Origin of the sequence: Tautonia marina (assembly GCF_009177065.1) — a bacterium.
GTDB lineage: Bacteria > Planctomycetota > Planctomycetia > Isosphaerales > Isosphaeraceae > Tautonia > Tautonia marina.
This window is the reverse complement of sequence record NZ_WEZF01000013.1, coordinates 1-23,987: the sequence shown is the minus strand read 5'-3', so window position 1 is coordinate 23,987 and position 23,987 is coordinate 1. Positions and strand designations below refer to the sequence as shown.

Genomic DNA, 23,987 nt, shown 5'->3' with positions numbered 1-23,987 from the left:
TCATGGCAGCACTGTGGCCCGATAACCCGCGTCTCATCGGCGAAGGCGTTCCCCGGCTCGACGGCCTGGCCAAGGCCTCCGGCCGCGCCAAGTACCCCTCCGACGAACGGCCCGACGGCCTCCTGTTCGCCGCCGTGCTTCATAGCCCTCACGCCCACGCGAAGATCGTCAAGATCGACACGTCGAAGGCCGAGGCCATCCCCGGCGTCAAGGGCGTGCACCTGATCGCCAACGAAGGGGCGACCCTCCGCTACCACGGCGAGGAAATCGCCGCCGTCGCCGCCGAGAGCGAGGAAATCGCCCGAGACGGCTGCCGCGCCATCGCCATCGAGTTCGAGGTCCTGCCCCACGCCGTCACCGAGGCCCAGGCCCTCGCCGACGGGGCACCCCGCCTCACCCCTCGCGGCAACACCCAGGCCGGCCGCGCCCAGGAAGACGGCGACCCCGACGCCGCCCTCAAGGAGGCCGCCGCCAGCATCGAAGGAGAGTACTCCGTCCCGGTCATCACCCACGTCTGCCTCGAAACCCACGGACAGGTCGTCCGATGGGACGGCGACGCCAAGATGACCGTCTGGTCGAGCACCCAGAACGTCGACGGTGTCGAGTCCGAAATGGCCGGTGCCTTCAACGTCCCGGCCACCGACGTCACCGTCCTCACCCCCGTCATGGGCGGCGGCTTCGGCTCGAAGTTCGGCGCCGATACCTGGGGGGTCGCCGCGGGTGAACTGGCCAAGAAGACCGGCAGGCCCGTCTGGCTGTTCCTCGACCGTGTCCAGGAACACCTGACCGCCGGCAACCGGCCCAGCGCCTCGGCCAAGCTGACGCTCGCCGCCGACAAGGACGGCAAGCTCTCCGCCCTGATCGCCGAGACCGCCGGCACCGGCGGCATCTCCCGAGGGGCCGCCTTCCCCTTGCCCTACGTCTACGAGGTGCCCAACAGCCGCCGCCAGCATACCGACATCCGCGTCAACGGCGGCAACGCCCGAGCCATGCGAGCCCCGGGGCACCCCCAGGGCTGCCTCATCATGGAATCGGCCCTCGACGACCTGGCCGAGAAAATGGGCATCGACCCCCTGCAGATGCGCCTCGCCAGCCTCGCCGAGCAAGACACCGTCCCCAGCGGGTCCGGCGAACCCTTGAACCGCAGCGAGATCTACCGCGAGCAGATCAAGCTCGGGACCGAGGCCATCGGCTGGAATCAGCGCAAGTCCCGCGCCGAGAACGCCAAGGCCGAAGGCCCGATCAAGCGCGGCTTCGGCATGGCCCTGCACCAGTGGGGCGGCGGCGGCCGAGACGACAAGCAGGTCACCTGCATCATCAACCCCGACGGCTCGGTCGAGCTGCGCAGCGCGACCCAGGACATCGGCACCGGCTGCCGGACCGTCCTGGCCCAGATCGCCGCCGAGGTGCTCGGTCTCAAAACGACCGACATCAACTCCAACATCGGCAACTCGCAGTTCCCCCCCGGCCAGGCCTCCGGCGGATCGACCACGACCCCGTCGATGGCCCCACCGGCCTACAACGCCGCCCTCGAAGCCCGCGACCTGCTGTTCAAGCGCATCGCCGGTGCGCTCGACGCCGAACCGGGCGATTTGTCCATCGGCGAGGGCGTGATCCTCGTCAAGGGTGAGCGAGAGGTTCCCTGGAAGGACGCCTGCCGGAAGCTCGGCACCATGCCGATCAACGTCACCGGCAGCTTCTCCGAGGGCCTGACTGCTCAGGGCGTCGGCGGCTGCCAGTTCGTTGACCTGACCGTCGACACCGAAACCGGCGTCGTCAAGCTCAACAAGATCGTCGCCGTTCAGGACACCGGCCTGATCCTGAACATGATGACCTGGAAAAGCCAGGTTTATGGCGGCGTGATCATGGGATTGAACTATGGCCTGTTTGAAGAACTGGTCATGGACCCCTCGACCGGCCTCTCGCTGAACCCCGACATGGAGCTGTACAAGCTCGCCGGCGCCAGCGACATCCCCGAGATCGACATCATTCCCTTCGACAACGAGCAGATGCGCAAGCGAGGCGTGATCGGCGTCGGCGAGCCGCCGACGATCGCCACCGCCGCCGCCATCGGCAACGCCGTGGCCAACGCCCTCGGCACCCGTGTCCCACACTTCCCCATGACCCCCATGAACGTCCTCAACGCCCTGGCCAAGGCCTGATTCGCGATCTCAAACGGGCGGTGGACGCCGGAACCGCGGTGATCGCTCGCCGCGGTTCCCCTCCTGCCGCCCCGGCCGATCCGATCATTCCGAGGAGCAATCAGAACCTATGAAAGCCTTTGAATACGCCAGCCCGACCAGCGTCGAGCAGGCCGTTCAGGCCCTGGCCGGCGCCGAGTCCAGCGAGGGTCTTTCCGGCGGCACCGATCTGCTCTGCCGCATGAAGGATTATATCTCCAGCCCCGATCGGGTCGTTTACCTCAAGGACATTGAGGACGACACCTTCCGCGGCATCCGGACCGAGGGCGGTAAGCTCGTCATCGGCGCCGGCACCACCCTGGCCGAACTGCTCGAAGACGACACGATCGCCGAGAAGTACCCGGCCATCAAGCAGGCCGCCCGCTCCATCGCCACGCCTCAGATCCGGAACATGGCGACGGTGGCCGGCAACCTTCTTCAGCGCCCGCGCTGCTGGTATTACCGAACCGGCTTCGGCCTGCTCGGCGGCCAGCGCACCGGCGATGCCGAGGCCAAGCTCGTCCGCGAGCTCGAAGGGGAATTCGCCCCCTACAACATCGACCTCGTCGGCCAGCCCGAGAACGGGCACCTCGTTCGCAACGGCGACAACCGCTACCACGCCATCTTCATGACCGACGGCGACGCCCTGTTCGTCACTCCGTCGAACCTCGCCCCGGCCCTCATCGCCCTCGGCGCCGAGGCCGAGATCGTCGGCCCCGACGGCTCCCGGACCATCCCCGTGATGGACCTCTACCAGGTTCCAAAGGAGGAAGGCGACCGCGAGCTGACCCTCACCACCGGCGAGGTCATCACCCGCATTCTCGTGCCCGAGCCGAAGGGCAAGAACGCGTTTTACGAGATCCGCCAGAAGCTCTCGCACGACTGGCCGATCGTCATGGCCGCCGTCTGCGTGCCCGAGAACGGCGGCGAGCCGTCGATCATCCTCGGCGGCGTCGCCCCAGTCCCCTACCGGCCCAAGGCTGCCGAGGCCGCCATCGCCGGCAAGGAACTGAACCGCGAGACCGCCGCCGCCGCCGGCCAGGCCGCCACCGAGGGAGCCCAGCCTCTCTCGAAAAACGCCTACAAGGTCCCCCTGGTCAAGACCGCCGTCAAGCGCGCCCTGCTCCGGGCCGCCGGAGATGAGTACTGGTCCAACACGGAGGCCTGACCCCGTGCGATCCATGAAACCGAAGCCCGAGCCCGGCCTCGAGCCCGACCCCGCGGTCGTTCCCGAGCCCGAGCCCACTCCCGAGCCGCCCCCCCCTCCTGAGTACCAGATGCTCGGCCCCACGTGCCGCAAGCTTCGGAGCAAGGGCATGTACGTCTACACCGATGGGCCTGCCGAGTCGCACGGCGACTACGACAACACCATCTACTGGTGCCTTTCCACCCACAAGGCCTTCGGGCCCGACGACGACCTCGCCCAGAAAGACCTCTGCTGCGACCCCTCCCGGTCCTGCTACGAGGCCCTCTGAGCTACCGATCTCTCCCGATCCATCAAGGCCGCAGGACCCCTCCTCAGAGTGGGTCCTGCGGCTCTTGTCATTGATGGGCACGGATAAGAGACCCTCGCAGCGTCGCAGCGTCGCAGAGAGGACCACGGAGCAGTCCTCTGCTCGCTCCAACCTTCTCCCTTGATCCTCATCTCTCCCTTCTCTGCGCCTCCGCGTCTCTGCGCGAGGTCCCCTCCCCAATCCCTTTCCCCCGCCCCCAGGCATGGCGGCCTGGCACTGCCGGCGCCTACAATACCCTTCTCCGAAGGATCGCCCGAAGTCCAGGGCCGAACCGCCGAGATCGCCGATGCCCAGCACTGCCACGCCGTCTCCCCGCGTTGTGAACCGACTCCGCGACCGCCTGATTGACGCCACCCGCGCCGAGGTCCGCTTCGACCCCGGCAGCCGCGGCCTCTACGCCACCGACGCCAGCCTCTACCAGATCATGCCGGTCGGTGTCATCGTCCCCCGCACGGTCGACGACGTGGCCGCCACCGTCCGCATCGCCGCCGAGGAAGGCGTACCGATCGTCCCCCGAGGCGGCGCGACCAGCCTTTCCGGTCAAACGATCGGCACCGCCATTATTCTCGATACGTCGAAGTATCTCACCCGCATCGGCACCGTCAACCGCGACCGGATGACCGTCTCCGTTCAGCCCGGTGTCGTGCTCGACCGCCTCAATGCCGAGCTGAAGCCCCTCGGCCTGATGTTCGGTCCCGACGTCTCCACGACCGATCGCGCCACGATTGGCGGCATGATCGGCAACAACTCCGCCGGGGCCCGCTCCCTCCGCTTCGGCAAGACCGTCGATTCCATCCGGTCGCTCGACGTCGTCCTCTCCGACGGCACCCCCACCACCCTTGGCCCTTGCTCACCGGACCAACTGGCCGAACGCTGCCGCCACGATGGCATCCTCGGCCGCATCCACCGCGACGTCCGCGACGTGGTCAAGGACCACAAAGACGCCATCGCCCGCCACTTCCCCTCCATCCTGCGGCGCGTCAGCGGCTACAACCTCGACGAGTTCATCCCCGGCCTGCCGATCCGGGCCCCCGAGGTCCCCGACGACCCCTGGGCCTTCAACCTCGCCAAGCTCATCGTCGGCTCCGAGGGAACCCTCGCCGTCGTCACCGGCGCCGAACTCAAACTTGTGCCTGCGCCAAAACATCAAGGTCTGGTGGTCCTGTCCTTCGCCACCATCCCCCACGCCCTCGACCGCCTGCTCCCGATGCTCGAAACCGAGCCGGTCGCCATCGAGATGGTCGATCGCGCCATTCTCGACCTCGCCGCCCGCAACCCCGAGTACGCCAAAAGCCTTTCCTTCGCCACCGGTCGTCCCGAGGCCGTCCTTGCCGCTCAATATTACGCCGACACCCCCGACGAGCTGGCCGCGAAGGCCCACGACCTCCTCCGTCGCGTCGAAGGGGCCCCCGGTCTGCTCGGCCACCGCACCACCCTGGCCGACGCCGCCAAGGATGACTTCTGGAAGGTCCGCAAGGCTGGCCTCTCGCTCCTGATGGGGATGGTCGGCGACGCCAAGCCCGTTGCCTTCGTCGAAGATACGGCCGTCTCCGTCGAGAAGCTCCCCGAGTTCTACCGCCGCTTCCACGACCTCGTTGCCCGGCACGGCACCGTCGCCTCATGCTATGGACATGCCGATGTCGGTTGCTTGCACATTCGACCCATCTTGAATGTGAAGGATCCCGACGAGGTCGAGAAACTCCGCTCCATCGCCGCCGAGGTCTCCGACCTCGTCCTCGAATTCGGTGGCGCCATGAGCGGCGAGCACGGCGACGGCCTCGCCCGCAGCCGATGGAACCGCAAGCTCTTCGGCGAGGAAATCTACGGCGCATTTCGCACCGTCAAGCAGGCGTTCGACCCGAAGAACCTCATGAACCCCGGCAAGGTCGTCGCCGAGCCCGACCCCGGCCTCGACCTCCGCCTTGGCCCTCACTATCACGCCGACCGCGAACCGCGCGACACTGCTTTCGACTTTTCCTCCCAGGGCGGTTTTGCCCGAGCCGTCGAGATGTGTTCCGGTGTGGGTGCTTGCCGAAAGACCGGCACCGGCACCATGTGCCCCAGCTACATGGTCACCCGGGACGAGGACCACTCCACCCGAGGCCGCGCCAACCTCCTCCGTCTGGTCATGTCCGGCACCTTGCCCGCCGAGGGGCTCGTCAGCACCGATCTGGACCAGGCCCTCGACCTCTGTCTGCAATGCAAGGCATGCAAGACCGAGTGCCCGTCAAACGTCGACATGTCCAAGCTCAAGGCGGAGTATCTTCATCAGAAGTACCGATCCCGAGCCGTCCCCCTTGGTTCGCTCCTGGTTGCTCAGATTCACCGGCTGAACGTCATGGGATCGGCCACGGCTCCACTGGCGAACTGGATGCGCGAGCGCACCTCCGTCCGCTGGCTGATGGAGAAAGTCGCCGGATTCGATCGCCGCCGGATCGCCCCCGCCTTCGAGCGCGACCACCTCCGCCGCTGGTTCCGCCGCCACCAGCCCGACCCGAGAGCCGGCACCCGAGGCCGCGTGATCCTTCTCGACGACTGCTTCACCACCTACAACCAGCCCTCCATCGGCCGCGCCGCCGTCCGCGTTTTGGAGGCGAGTGGCTACACCGTCGAACTCGCCGGCCTCGTCTGCTGTGGCCGCCCTGCCATCTCGAAGGGCTTACTTGGCCTCGCCCGGGGCTGGGCCGAGCAGAACGTGGCGAAGCTCGTCGGCGCGGCTCGCCAGGGCGTCCCGATCGTCGGCTGCGAGCCCTCCTGCCTGCTCACCCTCACCGACGAGTACCGCGACTTCCGCCTCGGCCCCGATGCCCTGGCCGTTGCCGATGCCTCGATGCTGATCGACCGCTTCCTCGCCGATCCCGACCGCGTCCCCGACCTCCCGCTCCGTCCCCGATCCGATCGCGTTCTGCTCCACGGTCACTGTCAGCAAAAGGCCCTCGTCGGCACCGCCGACACCGTCGCCGTGCTGAAGCGCATCCCCGGCCTTGAGGTCAACGCCCTCGATTCCGGCTGCTGCGGCATGGCCGGATCGTTCGGCTACGAACGCGGCCATTATGACGTGAGTGTCGCCCTGGCCGAGCGTGTTCTGCTTCCCGCTGTTCGAGCCGAGCCGGATGCCCTCCTCGCCGCCCCCGGCTTCTCCTGCCGCAGCCAGGTCCACGGCCTTGCCGGCATCGACGCCGTTCACCCCATCGAACTGCTCGCCGATCAACTCGACGACGGGAGCGGATCGTAGCTTCCTCCCCGCTTCGCAAATTCTCGAAGCTCGGGACCGTATCCCCTTGCTCGGCGGTCGTTCGGCCGGCTCACGCATCAACGATCGGGAGTCGGTTCGGGCGTTGATTAAATTCAACGTTTTGCAACACGCCATTGCGAATTGCGGAATGCTTGGTAGGGTGTGGGTGTACGAACAGGCGCTTGACGCCTCGACTCGATCTTTGAGGAAGTGGGGCATCGCAACGAAGCGATGGTCCAAACCGGATGGTTTCCATCCGGCGAACGAATCGGGCGCGGAGTTGCCCGACACCGAGCGAGAAGGGAGAAGGGCCATGAATCGAAAGATCTCCTCCAGATTCCTTGGAGCCCTGCTGCCGCTCGTGCTCGCTGGACCTGTTCAAGCCGGTCTGGTCACGCACTTCACCTTTGCCGACCGAACGCTGGGCGACTCCACGTTCGCGCCTAACGTCGGCCTCGTTCCAGACAGCCACGGCAATCTCGTCTCCGGCCAGAACGTGACCGTTGAAGGCACTTCGCTCACGATCGCTGCGGCCGGTGGGAGAAACCTCGCCGGAAAATTGCTCAATCCGCAACGGTTCCACCTGGACGATCCCGGCCTCGGCGTTCGAGGTGGCGGCAGCGGCTGGCTGCATACGGGGGAATCCCTCATCTTCCACTCCGACGAGCTTGTGACTCTGACGGAGCTGGTTTTCTTCCGTCGGCGCGGTACGGAGGACCTCGACTACAGCTTCGATCTGCTGGTCGATGAAAACAATCCCGTCACCAGCCTTGTCAGCACCAGTTCCACCCTGGCCCGTTTCGTCTCCCTGGAACGCTTCACGATGAACGTGACCGGGAACACCTTCGAGATCCGGACTCGGGGCGGCGAGGCCCGACTCGCCCAGTTGAGTATCAAGGCCGATTCTCCCTCCTTGGCCGCGGTTGTGGCCGTCCCGGAACCCTCGACCCTGGCGATGGCGGCCTGCGGAACCATGATCGGCCTGGTCTGCTTCGGACGGTCCCGGAATCGTTCCGGCCGATTCCGGGTCTGAGGAATGAGTCGAGCCTTTGCCCCATTCCTGGTCATCATCCCCCGCTTCGTGGTGGCCGGGCTGATCGCCTGCGGCCTTTCAGGCTCGCCCGGCCTGGCCCTCAATGATGGTCCGCCCCCGACCGTCTCTCCTGCTCGCCTGATGGCCGATGTGGACGCCCTGGTCGATTTCGGCACCCGTCACTCCCTCTCCGAAACGAACGTTCGCGCGGCCGAGTGGCTCGCCGAGCGCTTCCGAGACGCCGGATGCGACGAGGTCGCCCTGCACGACTTCTCCATTGGACCCCGCACCCGGCACAATGTCGTGGCCACCATCCGGGGGACCGATCGTCCCGACGAATTCGTCCTCGTCGGCGCTCATTTCGACTCGCGGAACGCTCAGCTCGCCGACACCCAGGGACCGGCTCCCGGCGCCAACGACAACGCCTCCGGCACCGCCGCCTTGCTGGAACTGGCCCGATCCCTCGCCGTCGATCCCCCGGCTCGATCCGTCCGCCTTGTCGCCTTCAGCGGCGAGGAACAGGGGCTCATCGGTTCACGCGCCTTTGCGAAAAGGTGCCAGGATGAGAACCTTCCGATCACCTTGATGATCAACCTCGACATGATCGGCCACCCCATGGACGAGGCCCGCCGCGCTCTCATCGTCGAGCATGATCCCGGCCTCCGCTCCCCGGTCAACGACGCCCCCTCACGAGCCTGGGCGCATCGGCTCAAATCGCACGTCGCGGCCACCGGCCTCAAGCCGGTTTCCGGCGTCATGTACGGCAGCGATTACATGCCGTTCGAGGCCAATGGCGTCGTCTGCGTCGGGCTATTCGACGGCGCCGATGAGGCCGATTTCTACCACGATCAGGCCGACACACCCGACAAGGTCAACGCCTCTTACTGCGCTTCGGCGACCGCCGCCGCCCTGGCCCTCATCCGCGACGCGGCCGATCCCTCGTTTCACCCGGCTCCGGCTCCCTGAGCCCTTGGGCGATCCCATCCACCCTCACGAGTTCGAATAGATCCGCCCCGAGCGATCCCAGGAACTCCAGGTCGGTTCCCTCCGGAACCAGCCCAGGCCGATGGCGTTGCGAAAGCAGATTCGCCCAAGCAGGTGGGTGATCACCATGCCTTCATAAAGCAAGAGCATCCAGAGCCCCCACAACCCCAGGGCCGCCGCCGTCAGGTTGGGTGCGTGGAACATCACCAGCCGCCAGACCCCAACCGCCAGAAACAGCGCGAAGGCGGTCAACAGCCAGAGCGGCAAGTACTCCCGGCCGATAATCCGAATCGCCCGAGCGATCGACAGCGGGTGCGCCAGCGTGAGGTTGTCGTGCAAAATCGCCGCGGCGAGCCCCATCTGCACGTAACCGGCCGCCAGTCCGATCAGGATGACCACCGCCACCCAGTCGAGCGGCCCGAACTCGCCGCGCAGCTTGGCATACAGCAAGACCGGAATCGCCCCCACCCCCAGCCCCACGATCCCCGCCCAGATCCACCGCCCCAGCCCTTCCAGAATCGTCTGCCGGTCCCACATCGGGAACCGAGGGTGATCCGTTCTCCCCATCGCCCCATCGGTCAACACCCGGGCGAAATAGAGCAAAAGATACCCACCCGTAAACGAAAAACTGATGATCAACGGCAGCGAGAACGGAATCAAGAGCAACGCGAGTGGGTTAAACCCTCCCCTCGGCCCGTCTCGGAAGAACATCACGATGTCGAACACCGGCACCGACATGATCGTCAAAAACGGCGGGAAGAGGACGAGCAAGACCAGCCCCGGCCCGTCGCGTAAGGGGAACGTCAAGACCTCTCCCAGACCGATCGGCTGCCCCCGTCTTGGGTACGAAGGGGCAGGGCGGAAGGCCCGGAACCGCAACTTCGATCGCCCGGCGACCAGTTCGGGGGCCGGATCGCTGCCGACCGTCCCATCGGGGCCGATCACCCGGCCGCACTTCGGGCACCGGCCCGTCCCGACCGATCCCGGCTCGGGGGCCTTCAACCACGTTCCGCACTGGCAAATGACGATCGCCATGATGCCCCGGTTCGTCCGACGGCCGGGGGCCGGCCGGTCTTTGCGTGTTGCTTCGGGTCGATCCGTCGCGCGGGCGGCACGGTCAACCGGCGGCTCGCGGTCCATTCCAATCGTTCCATGATCCCCGAAGTCGAGCCGCGACGGAAGCCCCGCGCTCAGCGGATCTCCGCGATCGACTCCCGGACGCTCACGCCCGGCGACGATTCCAGCGGCGCAATCGGCGCGCCGCCTCGCACGCCGATCCCCTCAAGGCCCGGTGCCGGGCACGTTCCGTTCGACGGCCGCGAGGCGCGCATCGCTCCCATCGCTCCCGAAAGGGCCAGGGCGGCCAGCACCAGCGCGGCCAGCCACGGATCTCTCGCATTCGATCCGTCGGTGGGGGGCATCTCAGCCGTTCCTCAGTCAAAGCGATCAGCAATCGGGAAAAAGGCGGGAATGACCCGACCCAAACCCGAACCCGAACCAAATTATCCCTGATCCGAGCCCTGGCTCTCGGGCTCACCCTGTTCGAGCAAGGCGCGGATCTGCTCGGCGTGTTCCGGGGCCAGCCGGTGCTGCTGCAACAGATGAAGCACGAGCAGGCCGGGTTCTCCCTGGTAGAGCTTGTCGACCAGGTTCTCCACCCGCTTGCGGCGCACGTCCTGCGCGGCGATCTTGGGAGTGTAGACAAACGCCAGCTCGCTCCGGTCGCTGCTGATCATCCCTTTCTGCTCCAGGCGGTCGAGCAGGGTGGCGACGGTCGCATAGGTCCACTGCCGCCCGGCGGCCTTCGAGGCGTCAAGCACCTCTCGAACCGTCGCCTGGCCGCGGTCCCAGAGAATTCGCAGGACATCCAGCTCCGAGTCGGGGATGGTGGGGGGTCGCTTGGCCATTGCTCGGGGACCTTCCACGGTTCAGTGCGGGTCAGATGCGGGGTGAACTCAATCCCAAACAAACGGGCCTCGGCGGCGCGGGGGGAACCCCGACACGCGGGGCGATCGCGCAGAGCGGGCAGGTGGGTGGATGCGGTCCGGGGTTGACCCGCGATCCCCGGTCTTCGTATCCTAAGACACTTGTCCCAGAAGGTCAACCGTGAATCGGACATCTGTCAAGCACGGTCGAGCGGAGGAGCGCGGGTGAGCCGAGCCGACGACGGGGGCGACCCGGGCCGGGACGCAACGATCGGGGGCCTGGGCTTGCACCTGCGGGGGCTAGCCCTTGAAGTCCTCGAACGCGCCTTTCCGGTGGGGAACGCGCTGGGGGCGGCCGGGTTGATCGCGCTCGGCGGCTTCGTACCGGTCCTGCGCGGCTGGCTTGATGATCGGGTGACCTCCTGGGCCGACGTGCTGGCGACCCTCGGCGGCGTCCGGCCGACGGCCGAGGTGGGCAACCCCGACGGCGATCACGGCCCGGTCCTCGGCCGGACCGATGCCCCCGAACTCTTCGACGAGGTCGCCGCTCTGGCCCGACGCGCCGGGGCGAAACCGCCGGGTCAGATCCGCCTGGCCTATCTCCCCTGCTGCGGCGCCACGGCCTGGGGACGCCGCGGACGGGCCTTGCTCATCGGCTTGCCCTTGCTCTCGGTCCTCAATCGGGTCGAGCTGCGTGCCGTCCTCGCGCACGAGCTGGCCCACCTCGCTCGGGGCGATGCGACCCACGCCGCCCGATCGGCCCGGTTTGTCGAGGCCCTCGGCCGCGCCCTCGACCAGGCCAGCCCCTCCTCGCGCAGCCCGCTCCGAGCCTGGGCTCGCGGCAGTTTCGCCGTCGGATCGCGCCTGCTCGCCCCGATCGCCCAGGGCCAGGAGGCCCGCGCCGACCGCTTCGCCGCCGGGGTCGCCGGGGGACCCGCCACCGCCTCGGCCCTGGTCAAGGTCGCGCTCGTCCAGCCCATCTTCCGAGAAGTGCTGGAACACTACGATCCCGACCTTCCCGGCGTGCCCAATCTCTACGCCTCCTTCCGCGCCTTCTGGCAGCGCTTGCCCGACCCGTTAATGACGGCCATGCGTCACCGCGTTCTGAGCGATCCCCCGACCAAGACCGACGCCGCCCACCCACCCATAATCGACCGCCTGGCGATTGTTCATGCCTATCCGTCTCGACCCGTCTCCGAAGTCGACCTCGCGCCGGCCGAAGCCATGCTCGGCGACCCGACGACCCTTGAGCAGATGCTCCACAACCGGCTCTTCGGCGTCACCTTCTCCACTGCTCCCACCGTCTTCCATCGTTCCGGAAGCTGACCGGGTTCGCCCCGGTTGCGATCGATCGCCGCCTGTCGAACGGGTAAGCTAGTCAACTGCCAGGGGGCAGACCAAACGAATCCCTGAATCAACCCTCTCCCCCACGCCGGGGGAGCAAGTGGCCGAAGGCCGGGTGAAGGGGTTCTTCGACTGGCCGCAGCGCCTCGCACGCCCTCGAAACCGGAGAGTCGTCCTGCATGTTTCCTGCGGAAGCGTTGATCCTGATTGCGAGCGTCCTGATCCTGCTCGGCATTGCGTCGAGCAAATTCTCGGCGCGGGCGGGCATTCCGGTGCTCGTCCTGTTCTTGATTCTGGGGATGCTGGCCGGGTCGGAGGGGATCGGGCGGATCAACTTCGACAGCTACGAGTTGGCCTACGGCATCGGCACGCTCGCGCTCACGCTCATCCTCTTTGATGGCGGTCTGAGCACCCCGCTTTCCGCCTTCCGCACCGCCTGGAAACCGGCGGCGGCGCTGGCGACCCTGGGGGTCTTGCTCACGTCGGCCATCATGGGGGCCGCGGCGGCCTGGGTGCTCGGCCTGAAGCTGATCGACGGCATGTTGCTCGGCAGCATTGTCGGCTCGACCGACGCGGCCGCCGTTTTCGCGGTCTTGCGATCGGGAGGAATCCGGCTGCCCGGCCGGTTGTCGGCGACCCTGGAGGTCGAGAGCGGATCGAACGACCCGATGGCCATTTTCTTGACGATCGGCCTGATTGGCGTCATTCGAGGCGAGATGGCGATCGGACCCGAATTGCTCGGCCTGTTCGCCACCCAGGCGATCGGCGGCACGGTCATCGGCCTCGGCGTGGGCTTCCTGGGGGTTCAGCTCATCAACCGTATCCGGCTCGAATCGGCCGGCCTTTATCCGGTGCTGGCGACGGCGGTTGGCATGCTTGCCTATGGCCTGACCGTGGCGCTGGGCGGCAGCGGATTCCTGGCGGTTTACCTGGCCGGCATCGTCCTCGGCAATAGCCGACTCGTGTTCAAACGCGGGATCTTTCTCTTCCACGACGCCGGAGCCTGGCTGGCTCAGATCGTCATGTTCGTGGTGCTGGGGCTGTTGAGCTTCCCGAGCCGCCTGGTTGATGTGGCGCCTCAGGGCTTGCTGCTGGCGGCGGTCCTGGTCTTCGTGGCCCGTCCGGTGGCGGTCGGCCTCACCCTCTTACCCTTCCGCTTCGCCTGGCGAGAGCTGATCTTCCTTTCCTGGGGAGGTTTGAAGGGGGCCGTGCCGATCACCCTGGCCACCTTCCCGTTCCTCTTTCAGATCGCCAATGCCGACCGCATCTTCGACGTCGTCTTCTTCGTCGTGCTCGTCTCGGCCCTGTTCCAGGGCTGGACCCTGCCGATCCTGGCGAGGAAGCTCGGCCTGCAACGGCCTCCGGAACCCTCGGCGCCGGTGACGTTGGAACTGACCGCGCTCCGGCACGTCGATGGCGACATCGTCGACTATTACCTCAACCTCGACTCCCGAGCCTCCGGCAAGATGGTCCGCGAGCTGGCCCTGCCCGAGGGAGCCGTCATCGCCCTGATCGCCCGCGGCGATCGCGTCATCCCTCCCAAGGGAAGCACCCGCGTCTTGCCCGGCGACCACGTCATCGTCGTCCTCGGCCCCGGGACCCGGCCGCTCGTCGATCGGGTCTTTGCGCAGGGAGCCCCGGGCGAGGCCTTGCCGCGCGATGTCGAGTTTCCCCTTCGTGCCTCCAGCCGGGTCGGCGACCTGGAAGCCTGCTACGGCTTCAGCCTTCATGCCCCGACCGACGCCACGCTGGAAGACGTGATCCTGGAACGACTCGGCCCGAAGCGAGCCGAGGTCGGTTGCCTCGTTCCCTTCGGGCCGGTCGCCTTGCGCATCCGCGAGCTGGACGATGCGGGCCGGATCGACGGGGTTGGCATGGTCATCGTCCCCATCGATCCCGAATCGCCCCCCACCTTCTCCCCGCCTCAGCGGCGCGGGACGAGGTGGTGGATTCGCCCGTCGAACCCGAGGATGTAAAGTTCCCCCTCCTGGTCCTCGCCAAACCCGGCAATGTTGATCTTTGCCTGGCGAGGCGAGTCAAGGTCGATCAGCTCGCCGGTGACGATCACCTCGTCCTGCTCATCGACCTTCACCCCCCAGATGCGGAACGTCTCGAAGTCGCCGTACACATAAACGCCTTGCAACTCCGGAATCCGATCGCCTCGGTACACGTAGCCGCCGGTAATGCTCTTGCCCGTGTCGTTGCGCCCTCGGCGTTGCGCGGCCGGCACGTCCGGGTGAGGATACTCGACGATCGGCGGCAAGATCGGCGACGACCGCTCGACCCGGTTCCCCCGGACCTTGAACGGGTGGAACCCTTCGTACACGTTCCAGCCGTAGTTGCCGGCGTTGACCACCTTGATCACTTCTTCCCACTTGTTCTGACCGACGTCTCCGGCCCACAGATCGCCGGTTTCCCGATCGAACGTGAACTTCCAGATATTTCGAATCCCGATCGCGTAGACCTCCGGCGCCCAGTGGGAGAACTTCGGGTCGCGCTTTGCCGGGTTATCGGCCGGAATGCCGTAGGCCATGTCCCCTTCGGGATTGTCCACGTCGATCCGCAAGATCGAGCCGAACCAGTCGGTCGGGTTCTGACCGGTGCTCAGCGGGTCGTCGGCCGCGCCGCCGTCGCCGAGTGAAATGTACAGATAACCATCCGGGCCGAACTCGATGCAGCCGCCGTTGTGGTTGCCGTACGGCTGATCGGCCGAGACCCAGATCACCTGCTCACTGTTCGGGTCGGCCTTGCGCGGGTCGTCCTTCGACACGTTGAACCGCGAGACAACCGACCGCCTCGGGTTCGTCGCCGAGTAGTAGACATAAAACTGTCCGTTCTCGGCATAGTTCGGGTGAAAGGCCAGCCCGAGCAACCCTTCCTCGTTGTCCTTGCCGATCGTCTGCGGAAGGTCGAGAAAGAGCTGTTTGTCATCCGTCTGCAAGTCGTTCGGAAACGAATAAATCTTCGCGGTGTGCTGCTCGACAACAAACAGCAGCTTGTGTTCATCGTTCGGATACGCCAGGGTGACCGGCCGGTCGAACTTCAGGTTCGGGAAGGCGACCTCGGTGTACAGTTCCGGCAGTGTCTCATCGGCGGGCGTGGCGGCCGAGGCGGGCCGGACGGCAACCGCAAGGGTCATCGCCAGCCCAAAGACCAGGCTCAGGCGGGGCAGGGGAGTCGTCGGAAGGGGCATGCAGTCGATCTCCGGGGTGCGGGTCGAGTCAAACGTCGGGCGGAGAAGGTGGGATCAAGCAAACCGGCGACGCTTGCAGGCGCAGCCGTCGGGACCACGACGAGCCGATCGCGGGCAATCCCCTGGGATTGTTCCCCAATCGGCCCCTCGTGCGAACCGTCATTCTAAACAAAATGGTCGCCCGAGGGGGATCTGTTCGTCCCCGGCTTCGCGTCGGGCCATTCCAGGGTCGCTCGGTCGGCTTCGCGTCAAAGCGACCACCCTTGCCGGTACGGTGGTTTGATGAGCGCCGCTGCGTCGGGCACGCCGGCCACGGTCATCGTCTTCGCGTCGTAATCGATCGCCTGGCCCAGCCGGACGGCAACATTGCCCAGCAGCATCGACTCGGTCAGGACCGCCGCGTAGTCGAAATTCCCCAGCGGTGCCGGGCCACCTTCGATCGCGCGGACCCACTCCCGCTTCGCGTTCAGGTCCCGCTCGTCCTCGCCGCCGAGCCGTTCCAAGGTCTGCTCCGGCGCCGAGAATCCCGAGAAGCGATCGGCCGGCAACAAAACCTGTTCCATGCCGTAATCGCTCGGCGAGTACATCGACCCCCGCTCGCCAATCAACAGCGAGCCGCTATCGACCGCCTCTCGCCCCTGGAACAACGCCGGATCGGGCAGGTTCCGCTCGCCGTCCTTCGCCCCCTCGTACCAGGTCAGCTTCACCGGCGGCAGATCCCCCCGCGCCGGGAACTCATAGGTAATCGTCGCCCACGCCGGGTACGTCTCCGGGTTGATTTCGCCACTCTCGGCCGAAACCCGCGTCGGATACCCCAGCTCGAGCCCCATGAACGGCAGGTTCGCCGTATGGCAGGCCATGTCACCCAGCGATCCCGTGCCGAAGTCCCACCAGCCTCGCCAGTCGTGCGGGTGATAGACCGGGTGATACGGCCGTTCCGGCGCGGGGCCAAGGAACAAATCCCACTTCACATGCTCCGGAATCGGCGGCGTCTCGGTCGGCCGTGCCACAATGTCGGGCGCCTGCTTCCAGTACTTGAACGGCCGATTCGTCCAGACATGAACCTCTTTCACCGGCCCGATCACCCCCGACCGGATCAACTCCACTCCCGTCCGGAACCCGTTCGACGCCGTTCCTTGATTCCCCATCTGCGTTGCCACGCCATAGCGCCGCGCCGCCTCCATCATCATTCTCGCTTCAAACGGTGAATGCGCAAGCGGCTTCTGGCAATAGACATGCTTGCCTCGCTTCATCGCCGCTATCGCGATGACCGCGTGCGTATGATCCGCCGTGCTCACGACCACCGCGTCCACCCGATCGTCGAGCGTCTCCAGCAATTCCCGGAAGTCGTGAAACCTCTTCGCGTCCGGGTACTGCTCTGCCTTCTGCATCAACCGCTGATCATCAATATCACACAGCGCCACCACCTGCCCGCAGCTTGCCGCGTGATCCGTGTCGCTCCGTCCCTTCCCCCCAACCCCGATACACGCAATCGCCACTCGTTCGTTCGGCGACCGTCCCAACGCCACCCGTTCATCCTTGCTCAAAATCAAAAACCCGGCCGCCGCGGCCGACGTCGATCGCAAAAACTGCCGACGGTCAAAACGGTGCGCCATCGCTTGAGACTCCTGTTGGGTCAAGATGTTGATTGACTCGCTTGTTTGCCGATCCGCTTCCATCTCATCCCTCTCCCCGCTGGCGGGGAGAGGGTGGCCGCAGGCCGGGTGAGGGGGTCTTCGTTCGGATTGCATGGCGATTCCGTTTGTCTCCGGCCCCCTCACCCCGGCTCTCTCCCCCGCGAGCGGGGGAGAGGGAGGCCGAAACGAACCCTCCCGCTCACACCTCCGGCAGCTCATACCCCGTCCGGTACGGCCGCGAGAGCAAGCGGTTCGCCTCGTCATCGCCGGGGAAGGTTTCCGTCTCGGCGTCCCACGTCAGCTTGCGGCCGAGCAGGTACGAGATGTTCCCCAGGTGCGTCGTGTTCGTGGACCAGTGGGTGACTTCCACATCGCAGATCGGCCGCCCTCGGGTCTTCAGGCATTCGAGCCAGTCGGTCACGTGGTCGGGCAGGCCGTCGTCCTGGGCCTTGAAGTCCTCGGCCTGGGTCGGAATCGACCGCGTGGGCACTTCCCCTTTGATCAGCTTGATGCCATACGGCTCGGCCATCCGATCGGGGAAAATCTCATGCCCTGATCGGTCGATGAATAACGTCCCATCGGTCCCGCAGAACAAGATGCCGTAGCCGTGCCCGTTCATCGGGTAGCCGTTCCCCTTGCGCATCGAATAGGTCAACACGCAATCGCCGGGGAATTCATACACCACCTGCATCGTGTCCGGCGTGTCGCGGTCGTCCTTCACCGTCCAGATGCCGCCGGTCGTGTTCACCGTCGTCGGGCCTTTTTGATCGAGGGCCCACAGGGCAATATCATTCAGATGCACACCCCAGTCACTCATCATGCCGCCGGCATAGTCGAAGAACCAGCGGAACAACAGGTGAAAGCGGTTGATATTGAACGGCCGCGACGGCGCCGGTCCCAGCCAGGCGTCGTAATCCACGCCCGACGGCGGCTCACTGTCCGGAGAAACCCCCATGCCAAACGGGCTGATGTTCTCAAAGTTCCAGGTCTGAATCCAGTGAACCCGTCCGATCTTCCCCGCTCGGATCGCTTCAACCGCCTTGCGAAAGTTCTCGCTCGATCGCTGCTGCGTGCCCACGCCCACGACCCGCCCATACTTCCGCGCCGCCTTGACCATCGCCTGCCCTTCGACCACGTTATGGGCCAATGGCTTCTCGACATAAACATCCTTGCCCGCCTGGCAGGCGTGGATCGTCGGGTGTGCGTGCCAGTGGTCCGGCGTGGCAATCACCACCGCGTCCAGGTCGTTCCGGTCGAGCATCGCCCGGTAGTCTCGCATCGACTCCGGACGCTCACCCCCTTTTTCGCGGTGGATGCGATCGGCCGTGTCGTTGGCGTGCCGATCGTCCACGTCGGCCACCGCGACGAACTGCACCTGCTCGCGCTTCAAAAACTCGCTGAGCAGTTGATTCCCCCGGCTCCCCGCGCCGATCAGGCCCAGCCGCACCCGATCCTGCGCAGGGCTCGCCCCCGACGCCCTGATCCCGAACGTCGCCGCGCCTGCCGCAACACCCACTGAACCCACAAATCCCCGACGCGAAAGCCCTTGCTTGGAGGTCATTGGCCTCTTCCCCGTTTCGAGTGGTATCGAGTGACCCGATCAACAGGCCCGGACCCTTGAGGGGCCCAGCCGAGAGGATGCGATCGCCTCGATCCTAACGGCCCGTCTCCCACTCCGCCAGCGTCGGCCACTCCCGGGGCCTCCTCCGTTTCGGGCATCCCCCCCGAGGCCCCTCGGCCTCGGAGAGCCGCGCCGAACGATCGACCGATCAGCCCGTGGCATCCCATCCATAGGGAATCATCTGGCACGCGGTCGATCCATCATCGTACAGGTCCACCACCGCATACGCCGGGGCGAATTGCTGATACGGTCCCCGCCACCAACCCCCGCAAACCGCTCCGTTGCAGTAATACGTGGTGCCCAGATAATCAACCCGATCGGCCAGGTGAATGTGTCCGCTCAGGCAGGCGCGCACGTTCCCCCGCTCGTGGAACAAGGCCGTCAGCGTGCGGGCGTCAATGTGCATCCAGGCCCCCGGCACCTGCCAGTTGCCGCTTTGTTCGTTCTCTCCATCCAGGAATGGGCATGCCGCGAAAATGGGAATATGCGAAAGGATCAGAATCGGCGTCGAGGCCGGGGTCGCTTCCAGTTCCCTCACGAGCCAGTCCATTTGCTCCTCGTCGATCTTCGCCGTGTAGCTGCCCGGCTCGGCCCCGGGGTGGGTGCTGTCGAGCACCACAAACTTCCAACCGGCCTTCTCAAACGCTCGGTAGCGACCCGGCAGCCCCAGCTCCTCCACCGCCGAGCGCTTCCCCGCGCAACTGCCGTCGGTCGACGCTTCGAATCCGCCCCCTCGCCATCCCCAGACGTCGTGATTGCCGATGCACGCCTCGACCGGCAGCGAGCAATCCTGCTCCAGGCTCCGATGCCAGAGCGCCCACTGCCTCGCCGCCGTCTCCCGATCCTGCGCGAAGGCGTCCATGATGCAGTCGCCGCCGAACAGGATCAGCTCCGGCGCATCGTCCAGCCCTTGCACATGCTCCAAACAGGCTGCAAACCCCGCCTCGGCGTTCCGCTCGGGCGTGATGTGGATGTCGGTCAAATGCGCCAGCCTCAGCACCCGCCGACCCTTCGGCGTGGCCGCAACCGCCTCTGCCCCCGATCCCAGCACCAGCGCTCCACCGGCCGCGCCGGCGGTCGCCCGCAAGATTCCTCGCCGGGTCATCCCGGCATGAAAAGGCAATTGTTCGCCCTTCCGAAAGAATCGATTGAACATCATTTACTCTGGAGAAAGGATCATGAAAACCGCGAAACCGGACTCAATTCGCGGCTCGATCTTACCCATTGTCCTCGTCCCTCGCCCATGAAATCTCCATGAACGCGGCGATCGCCCGCCCGGCCCTGTGTCCCGATCCCGAGCACAGCCTCACGCCAGATGCAGACCTTCCAGGAACCGTGCGAACTCCTCGGGGGCGGTTTCCCCCTCCTCTGGCGAATCGTACAGATGAATCGTGTACAGCAGCGATCCCTGATCGATCAACAGGGTCTCATCCTCGATCACGACCGGTTCGATGTCGCGATGTTCGAAGAGCCATCGGGCCTTGAAGCGCATGCAGGCACACCGCGAGACCTCGCCTCGGCTCGGCTCTTCGAGCACCTCGTAATCCCTCAAGAGGCTCCCCCACCCATCGATCCCGCCCCAGGTGATCGCCTCCAGGCCCCTGGGCATCGCCCCCGGATAATCCTCCTGGTTCTTGAAGACGGTGATCGAGGGGCCGAACGCTCGCACCGCGTCGCCATACTTGCTGATGGTCGCGACCATCGTCGCGGCCTGGTCGCGTCGGAACTCCTCCTCATCGACGCCGGGCTGCAGGCCGTGGACGATCTGCCCTTCATGCTTCGCCGCGAAATCCCGGAACACGTCGAGCGTCCAGCCCCCGGGCTTCACGAACCCGAGGCCGAGCCTCGTGTTGACATAGTAGTCGCCGTTGACGGCAATCTCCCGGGCTGGATCGATGGCCAGCCCGCCGAGCGCGGTGGCAACAAACTTGAGGAATTCTCGCCTTCCAATCCCCATCGACTCACCATCCCCCCTTGCTGGTCGGTTGGCACGGGTGCCCGCACCAGGTCTTCGCCCGACAGGCGATGTCACGCCCTGTCTGCCTCCACCGTGGCCGATCACATCCCCTCGGCCGATCAACCCCGTCGCTCATCGCATGATAGCCACGCTCATCACCAGCTCGACCTCCTGGCCGATCCGCTCCTCGATCGCCCGCTTCACTCGGTCCAGGTCCGCGTCATTCAGGGCCGATCGGCTCACCAGCGTCACCCCGATCTGCAGTGGGTCGCCGGGCCGCACGTCCACGCTCCGCACGGCGATCGAACCGACCTCCCAGCCGTCCAGCTCCCGGATGATCCGATGCTCCTCCACCATCCGGCCGAAGCTGAACGCCAGGGGCACGCTCACCGCTGCCACCAGCACCAGCTCCAGTAAGAGCCCGCTCCGAGCCCTCCGGAACGGCGCGAACCCGAGCCACAGGAACGTCGCACCGCTGGCCAGGATGATCCCCGTCAGGTTCGTCAAGAACAGCAGGCTCGCCCCGCCAAACACCGACCAGTCCGCCCAGCCGATCCCGATCCCTGCCACCGCCACCGGCGGCACCAGGGCCACGGCAATCGCCACGCCTGCCAGGCTTCGAGCCACTTCGGCCCGAGCATGAGCATATGCCCCGGCGATTCCCGAAATCACCGCCACTCCCAGATCCAGCAAGGTCGGCCGCATCCGGGCGCTGATTTCGTCGGTCACCACCCGAAGCGGCGTGAACCAGGTCGTCACCATCGCAAAGCCGAGCGCCAGCACCAGGCCCGCCGCCAGGGTCCCGCTACTCTTTCCGAGCAGGCGAAAATCCTGCCGCACCAGACCCATCGCCAGCGCGATGATCGGCGCCATCAGCGGGGCCAGAATCATCGCCCCGATGATCACCGGCGCCGAGTCGCCATACAGCCCCAGCGTCGCCAGTAAGGTCGAGAGGACCATCAAGGTCAGGTACGACGACGAGCAGCGCGCATTGTCTCGCAACAGCGAATACAGTTCCTTGAATTCTTCCGTGCTGGCGTGCGAGAGCCACGGCAGCGGCTTCGACATCAGCGCCCCTTTCGCCTCTCCCACCGGCAGCGCCTGCACCTGAAACCGTTCCTTCGACTCCGGGCTCCCCGGCTCCAGCGTCAGCCGATGTCCGGCGATCAGCCGAAGCGCCTTCGGCTCGACGATCAGCTCCACCTGCTTGGCGTTCAGCAGCACGCCGTCGTGCGCCAGCTCCAGGGGCTTCGGGCTCCGGATCGTCAAGCTCGACGCCCGAACCAGCCCCACAAACGACGGAATCCTCGTCCCTCCCCACCGCCCCATCACCACCGAGGTCACCAGATACCCGAGCAATTGCAGCAGGCTTCGAGGGGCCAGCACCATCGCGTACAACATGCCGTCGTTATCGCTCGACGCATCCACGATCCGCCTGGCCAGCAGCGAGCTTCGCCCTTGCTCAACCGCCACAATTCCTAACGCCGCTGTGTCGATCTCGTTCTCGTTCTGAGTCACCAGTTGCACCGGCTGAAGCCGTAGCGAGGTCAGATCCCGCACCAGCCCCGCAAAGTGCTTCAGGCGTCCCCAGATCCCGTTGATCGGCGTGCTTCCCGGCGCCAGGGTCAACGCATGACCGATCACCACATCCTGAAACACCACCCGACCATTGCAGAGCAACAGGTCAAGCTCCAGGTCCTTCTCCTCGTCGGCCTGACCGTCCAGCAGGTCGGCCACCGCCTCCTCCAGCTTTGGCGCAATCCCGAGACTCGACCGCGCCCGATCCAGCCCCGGATGCGGCAAGATCCCCAGCCGCCACCCTCGCTTCGCCGCCTCCTGGACCACCGGCGCCAACGCCTCGTCCCCCAGAAACGTCACCACCCGAGTCCCGGCCTCCTTCTCCGGCAGTTCGGCCGACGGATACGGGATCGCCTCCACCACCTCCTCCCCGAACAGCGGCACGATCGTCTCGCGCACCTTCGCTTCCTCGGCGGGATCAAACAACAAGAGAATCGCCATCGGTTTCGTCTCAGAACCCAATAGAAATGCATGATGTCATTGCATGTACACGCGAGCGTCGGGCCGGGGAGGTCCAACTCTCGCCAGCGCACCGGCCACCGACCCCGACGGCCGATGCCCGGACCTCGGGAGCCTCCCGTTTGCCGCGTTGCCTGATCCCCGCTCGCTTCCCGACCGGCAACCTACCCCCTGGTTCCCCCCGGCACAAGCCGCCAGGCTCCGTCTCCCCCCTGGCAACGCAGAGCCCCTCGTGTCCACCCTCGTCGTTGAGCGGAGCCCACCCGTCCCATCCCCGGGGCCGCCTCGTCTGCGCTCACGGGAGAGAGCGCCGGGGTAAGGGGGCCTCCTCCGGCCATCGAGAACCGCTCACTCCGAGGAATTCATCAGGCCAATCCGGAGCCACGCCAGGGCACCACTGAGAACCTGCACCACCCCTTCCATCCCCGCCTCGTATCGGTAGGGGCCTTGCCTCGGGGCCGACCAGGAACTGCCGTAGAAGTCGGCGCCGACGATCGTCAGCCGTTCCCCCGGGGCGAGCTTCTCCGTCGTCTTCACTTCGCTCACGATGGCATCGGCCAGCGCGAAGCAGGTCCGGATCTTCGACGCCTCCCGATCGTGATCCATGTAGGCCCCACCCCATCCCAGGTGGAGGAACATCCTGAGCGGGCCAGTCACCAGGTAGTACTGGATTGCATACGAGTTCACCCCGTGTCCGTCGTGGCTCAGCACGGCGTACTCCTCGGGACCATCGGTTTCCTCAGAATAATACGGCAGGTCGTACGGAATCCTCGGGAGCGTTCGCGTCGAGAAGCGCCATTCCTCGCGCTCCTTCAATTGCCCCGCGAGCGCCTCGGGAATCGTCGGGAAGCTCAACCCCGCCTGCTCGAACAGGGACCGAGCCTTTTCCACGTCGCTCATCGGTTCCCCTCCTTCTGGCCGCTCGCGCCGAGCCGCCTCGCCGCGCGTCCTCGTTCCATCGTAATCGGTCCACCGACGATTTTTTTCGGAAAATGTGCTTAAACCTCCGATCTGTTTCGATGATGAAAGATGAGGGCTGATTCTCCGTCTCCGTCATTCCGCGACTGTCCAACCGCAACGATTCCCTCCGAGCCCTCGATCCCGAGCGAGCCAAACACCCACCCCGACCCGAGCACCGATCGAGGCCCCCCCTATGATTCCGCAACCCCACGACCCGAACCCTCATCCCCTCCCGTCCGACCCCTCCGCCAACGCCCTCACCCACGGCCTGACCGCCAAGCGTCCCCTCTGCGACGAGGAACGCCAGCGCATGGAAGTGCTCGTCGCCTCCTGGACCAGCAAGGACATGCCCGAAACCCCTCCCGAA

General features: G+C 66.0%; 18 protein-coding genes. 8 read left to right on the top strand and 10 right to left on the bottom strand.

The genetic code is table 11. The features are described 5' to 3' along the window. The first annotated feature begins 2 nt into the window (after positions 1-2). The 6 genes from GA615_RS16165 (at position 3) to GA615_RS16140 (ending at position 8,928) form a co-directional block, all read left to right on the top strand. Entirely contained in the window at positions 3-2,162 is a 2,160-nt protein-coding gene (locus GA615_RS16165; RefSeq protein ID WP_152052354.1) for a xanthine dehydrogenase family protein molybdopterin-binding subunit, read from the top strand. 109 nt (positions 2,163-2,271) lie between these two features. Continuing rightward, the gene (locus GA615_RS16160; RefSeq protein WP_152052353.1) at positions 2,272-3,348 is read left to right on the top strand and encodes an FAD binding domain-containing protein; all 1,077 of its coding nucleotides are present in this window, start codon (positions 2,272-2,274) and stop codon (positions 3,346-3,348) included. A gap of 4 nt (positions 3,349-3,352) precedes the next feature. After that, positions 3,353-3,655, top strand: coding sequence for a hypothetical protein (locus GA615_RS16155; RefSeq protein WP_390622239.1), 303 nt, complete (start codon positions 3,353-3,355; stop codon positions 3,653-3,655). 325 nt (positions 3,656-3,980) lie between these two features. Further along, positions 3,981-6,929 (top strand): FAD-binding and (Fe-S)-binding domain-containing protein, encoded by a 2,949-nt coding sequence (locus GA615_RS16150; protein WP_152052352.1) that lies wholly within the window; start codon positions 3,981-3,983, stop codon positions 6,927-6,929. Between the two features lie 313 nt (positions 6,930-7,242). After that, positions 7,243-7,962: a hypothetical protein gene (locus GA615_RS16145; protein ID WP_152052351.1), complete on the top strand. Its 720-nt coding sequence runs from the start codon at positions 7,243-7,245 to the stop codon at positions 7,960-7,962. Between the two features lie 3 nt (positions 7,963-7,965). Beyond that, complete coding sequence (locus tag GA615_RS16140) at positions 7,966-8,928, top strand: M28 family metallopeptidase (RefSeq protein WP_152052350.1); 963 nt, start codon at positions 7,966-7,968, stop codon at positions 8,926-8,928. A gap of 24 nt (positions 8,929-8,952) precedes the next feature. Here GA615_RS16140 and GA615_RS16135 read toward each other — a convergent pair whose 3' ends face one another. The 3 genes from GA615_RS16135 to GA615_RS16125 all read right to left on the bottom strand — a co-directional run bounded on the left by GA615_RS16135 (position 8,953) and on the right by GA615_RS16125 (position 10,853). Then, entirely contained in the window at positions 8,953-10,086 is a 1,134-nt protein-coding gene (locus GA615_RS16135) for a TLC domain-containing protein (protein WP_152052349.1), read from the bottom strand. Positions 10,087-10,136: 50 nt separating this feature from the next. Further along, entirely contained in the window at positions 10,137-10,367 is a 231-nt protein-coding gene (locus tag GA615_RS16130; RefSeq protein ID WP_152052348.1) for a hypothetical protein, read from the bottom strand. Between the two features lie 81 nt (positions 10,368-10,448). After that, a complete protein-coding gene (locus GA615_RS16125; protein ID WP_152052347.1) occupies positions 10,449-10,853 on the bottom strand; it encodes a BlaI/MecI/CopY family transcriptional regulator in 405 nt (134 codons plus the stop codon). A gap of 243 nt (positions 10,854-11,096) precedes the next feature. On the opposite strand from GA615_RS16125, the gene GA615_RS16120 reads away from it, so the two are divergent. Then, on the top strand, positions 11,097-12,197 hold the full coding sequence (locus tag GA615_RS16120; RefSeq protein WP_235905509.1) for a M48 family metallopeptidase: 1,101 nt from the start codon (positions 11,097-11,099) through the stop codon (positions 12,195-12,197). A 197-nt stretch (positions 12,198-12,394) separates the two neighbouring features. Next, complete coding sequence (locus GA615_RS16115; protein ID WP_152052345.1) at positions 12,395-14,191, top strand: potassium/proton antiporter; 1,797 nt, start codon at positions 12,395-12,397, stop codon at positions 14,189-14,191. On the opposite strand, the gene GA615_RS16110 is transcribed toward GA615_RS16115, so the two are convergent. The 7 genes from GA615_RS16110 to GA615_RS16080 all read right to left on the bottom strand — a co-directional run bounded on the left by GA615_RS16110 (position 14,140) and on the right by GA615_RS16080 (position 23,560). After that, positions 14,140-15,408 (bottom strand): PQQ-dependent sugar dehydrogenase, encoded by a 1,269-nt coding sequence (locus tag GA615_RS16110; RefSeq protein WP_235905508.1) that lies wholly within the window; start codon positions 15,406-15,408, stop codon positions 14,140-14,142. The two genes, GA615_RS16115 and GA615_RS16110, sit on opposite strands and share 52 nt — an antisense overlap. 248 nt (positions 15,409-15,656) lie before the next feature. Further along, a complete protein-coding gene (locus tag GA615_RS16105; RefSeq protein WP_152052344.1) occupies positions 15,657-17,024 on the bottom strand; it encodes a Gfo/Idh/MocA family protein in 1,368 nt (455 codons plus the stop codon). Positions 17,025-17,244: 220 nt separating this feature from the next. Further along, positions 17,245-18,606 (bottom strand): Gfo/Idh/MocA family oxidoreductase, encoded by a 1,362-nt coding sequence (locus GA615_RS16100; protein WP_152052343.1) that lies wholly within the window; start codon positions 18,604-18,606, stop codon positions 17,245-17,247. A gap of 208 nt (positions 18,607-18,814) precedes the next feature. After that, positions 18,815-19,789 carry a metallophosphoesterase family protein gene (locus GA615_RS16095; RefSeq protein ID WP_201750209.1) on the bottom strand — a complete coding sequence of 325 codons (975 nt, stop codon included), beginning with the start codon at positions 19,787-19,789 and terminating at the stop codon, positions 18,815-18,817. Between the two features lie 183 nt (positions 19,790-19,972). Then, a complete protein-coding gene (locus GA615_RS16090) occupies positions 19,973-20,623 on the bottom strand; it encodes a hypothetical protein (RefSeq protein ID WP_152052342.1) in 651 nt (216 codons plus the stop codon). Positions 20,624-20,755: 132 nt separating this feature from the next. Then, on the bottom strand, positions 20,756-22,642 hold the full coding sequence (locus GA615_RS16085; protein ID WP_152052341.1) for a TIGR00341 family protein: 1,887 nt from the start codon (positions 22,640-22,642) through the stop codon (positions 20,756-20,758). 366 nt (positions 22,643-23,008) lie between these two features. Continuing rightward, a complete protein-coding gene (locus GA615_RS16080; protein ID WP_152052340.1) occupies positions 23,009-23,560 on the bottom strand; it encodes a hypothetical protein in 552 nt (183 codons plus the stop codon). Positions 23,561-23,987 lie beyond the last annotated feature (427 nt).

Bases quoted from the DNA above. Each gene is read 5' to 3' on its own strand.
- GA615_RS16140 (WP_152052350.1), top strand. From the start codon at position 7,966: ATGAGTCGAGCCTTTGCCCCATTCCTGGTCATCATCCCCCGCTTCGTG.
- GA615_RS16115 (WP_152052345.1), top strand. From the start codon at position 12,395: ATGTTTCCTGCGGAAGCGTTGATCCTGATTGCGAGCGTCCTGATCCTG.
- GA615_RS16090 (WP_152052342.1), bottom strand. From the start codon at position 20,623: ATGGGGATTGGAAGGCGAGAATTCCTCAAGTTTGTTGCCACCGCGCTC.
- GA615_RS16165 (WP_152052354.1), top strand. From the start codon at position 3: ATGGCAGCACTGTGGCCCGATAACCCGCGTCTCATCGGCGAAGGCGTT.
- GA615_RS16085 (WP_152052341.1), bottom strand. From the start codon at position 22,642: ATGGCGATTCTCTTGTTGTTTGATCCCGCCGAGGAAGCGAAGGTGCGC.
- GA615_RS16105 (WP_152052344.1), bottom strand. From the start codon at position 17,024: ATGGCGCACCGTTTTGACCGTCGGCAGTTTTTGCGATCGACGTCGGCC.
- GA615_RS16125 (WP_152052347.1), bottom strand. From the start codon at position 10,853: ATGGCCAAGCGACCCCCCACCATCCCCGACTCGGAGCTGGATGTCCTG.
- GA615_RS16130 (WP_152052348.1), bottom strand. From the start codon at position 10,367: ATGCCCCCCACCGACGGATCGAATGCGAGAGATCCGTGGCTGGCCGCG.
- GA615_RS16080 (WP_152052340.1), bottom strand. From the start codon at position 23,560: ATGAGCGACGTGGAAAAGGCTCGGTCCCTGTTCGAGCAGGCGGGGTTG.
- GA615_RS16150 (WP_152052352.1), top strand. From the start codon at position 3,981: ATGCCCAGCACTGCCACGCCGTCTCCCCGCGTTGTGAACCGACTCCGC.
- GA615_RS16145 (WP_152052351.1), top strand. From the start codon at position 7,243: ATGAATCGAAAGATCTCCTCCAGATTCCTTGGAGCCCTGCTGCCGCTC.
- GA615_RS16110 (WP_235905508.1), bottom strand. From the start codon at position 15,408: ATGCCCCTTCCGACGACTCCCCTGCCCCGCCTGAGCCTGGTCTTTGGG.
- GA615_RS16135 (WP_152052349.1), bottom strand. From the start codon at position 10,086: ATGGACCGCGAGCCGCCGGTTGACCGTGCCGCCCGCGCGACGGATCGA.
- GA615_RS16100 (WP_152052343.1), bottom strand. From the start codon at position 18,606: ATGACCTCCAAGCAAGGGCTTTCGCGTCGGGGATTTGTGGGTTCAGTG.
- GA615_RS16160 (WP_152052353.1), top strand. From the start codon at position 2,272: ATGAAAGCCTTTGAATACGCCAGCCCGACCAGCGTCGAGCAGGCCGTT.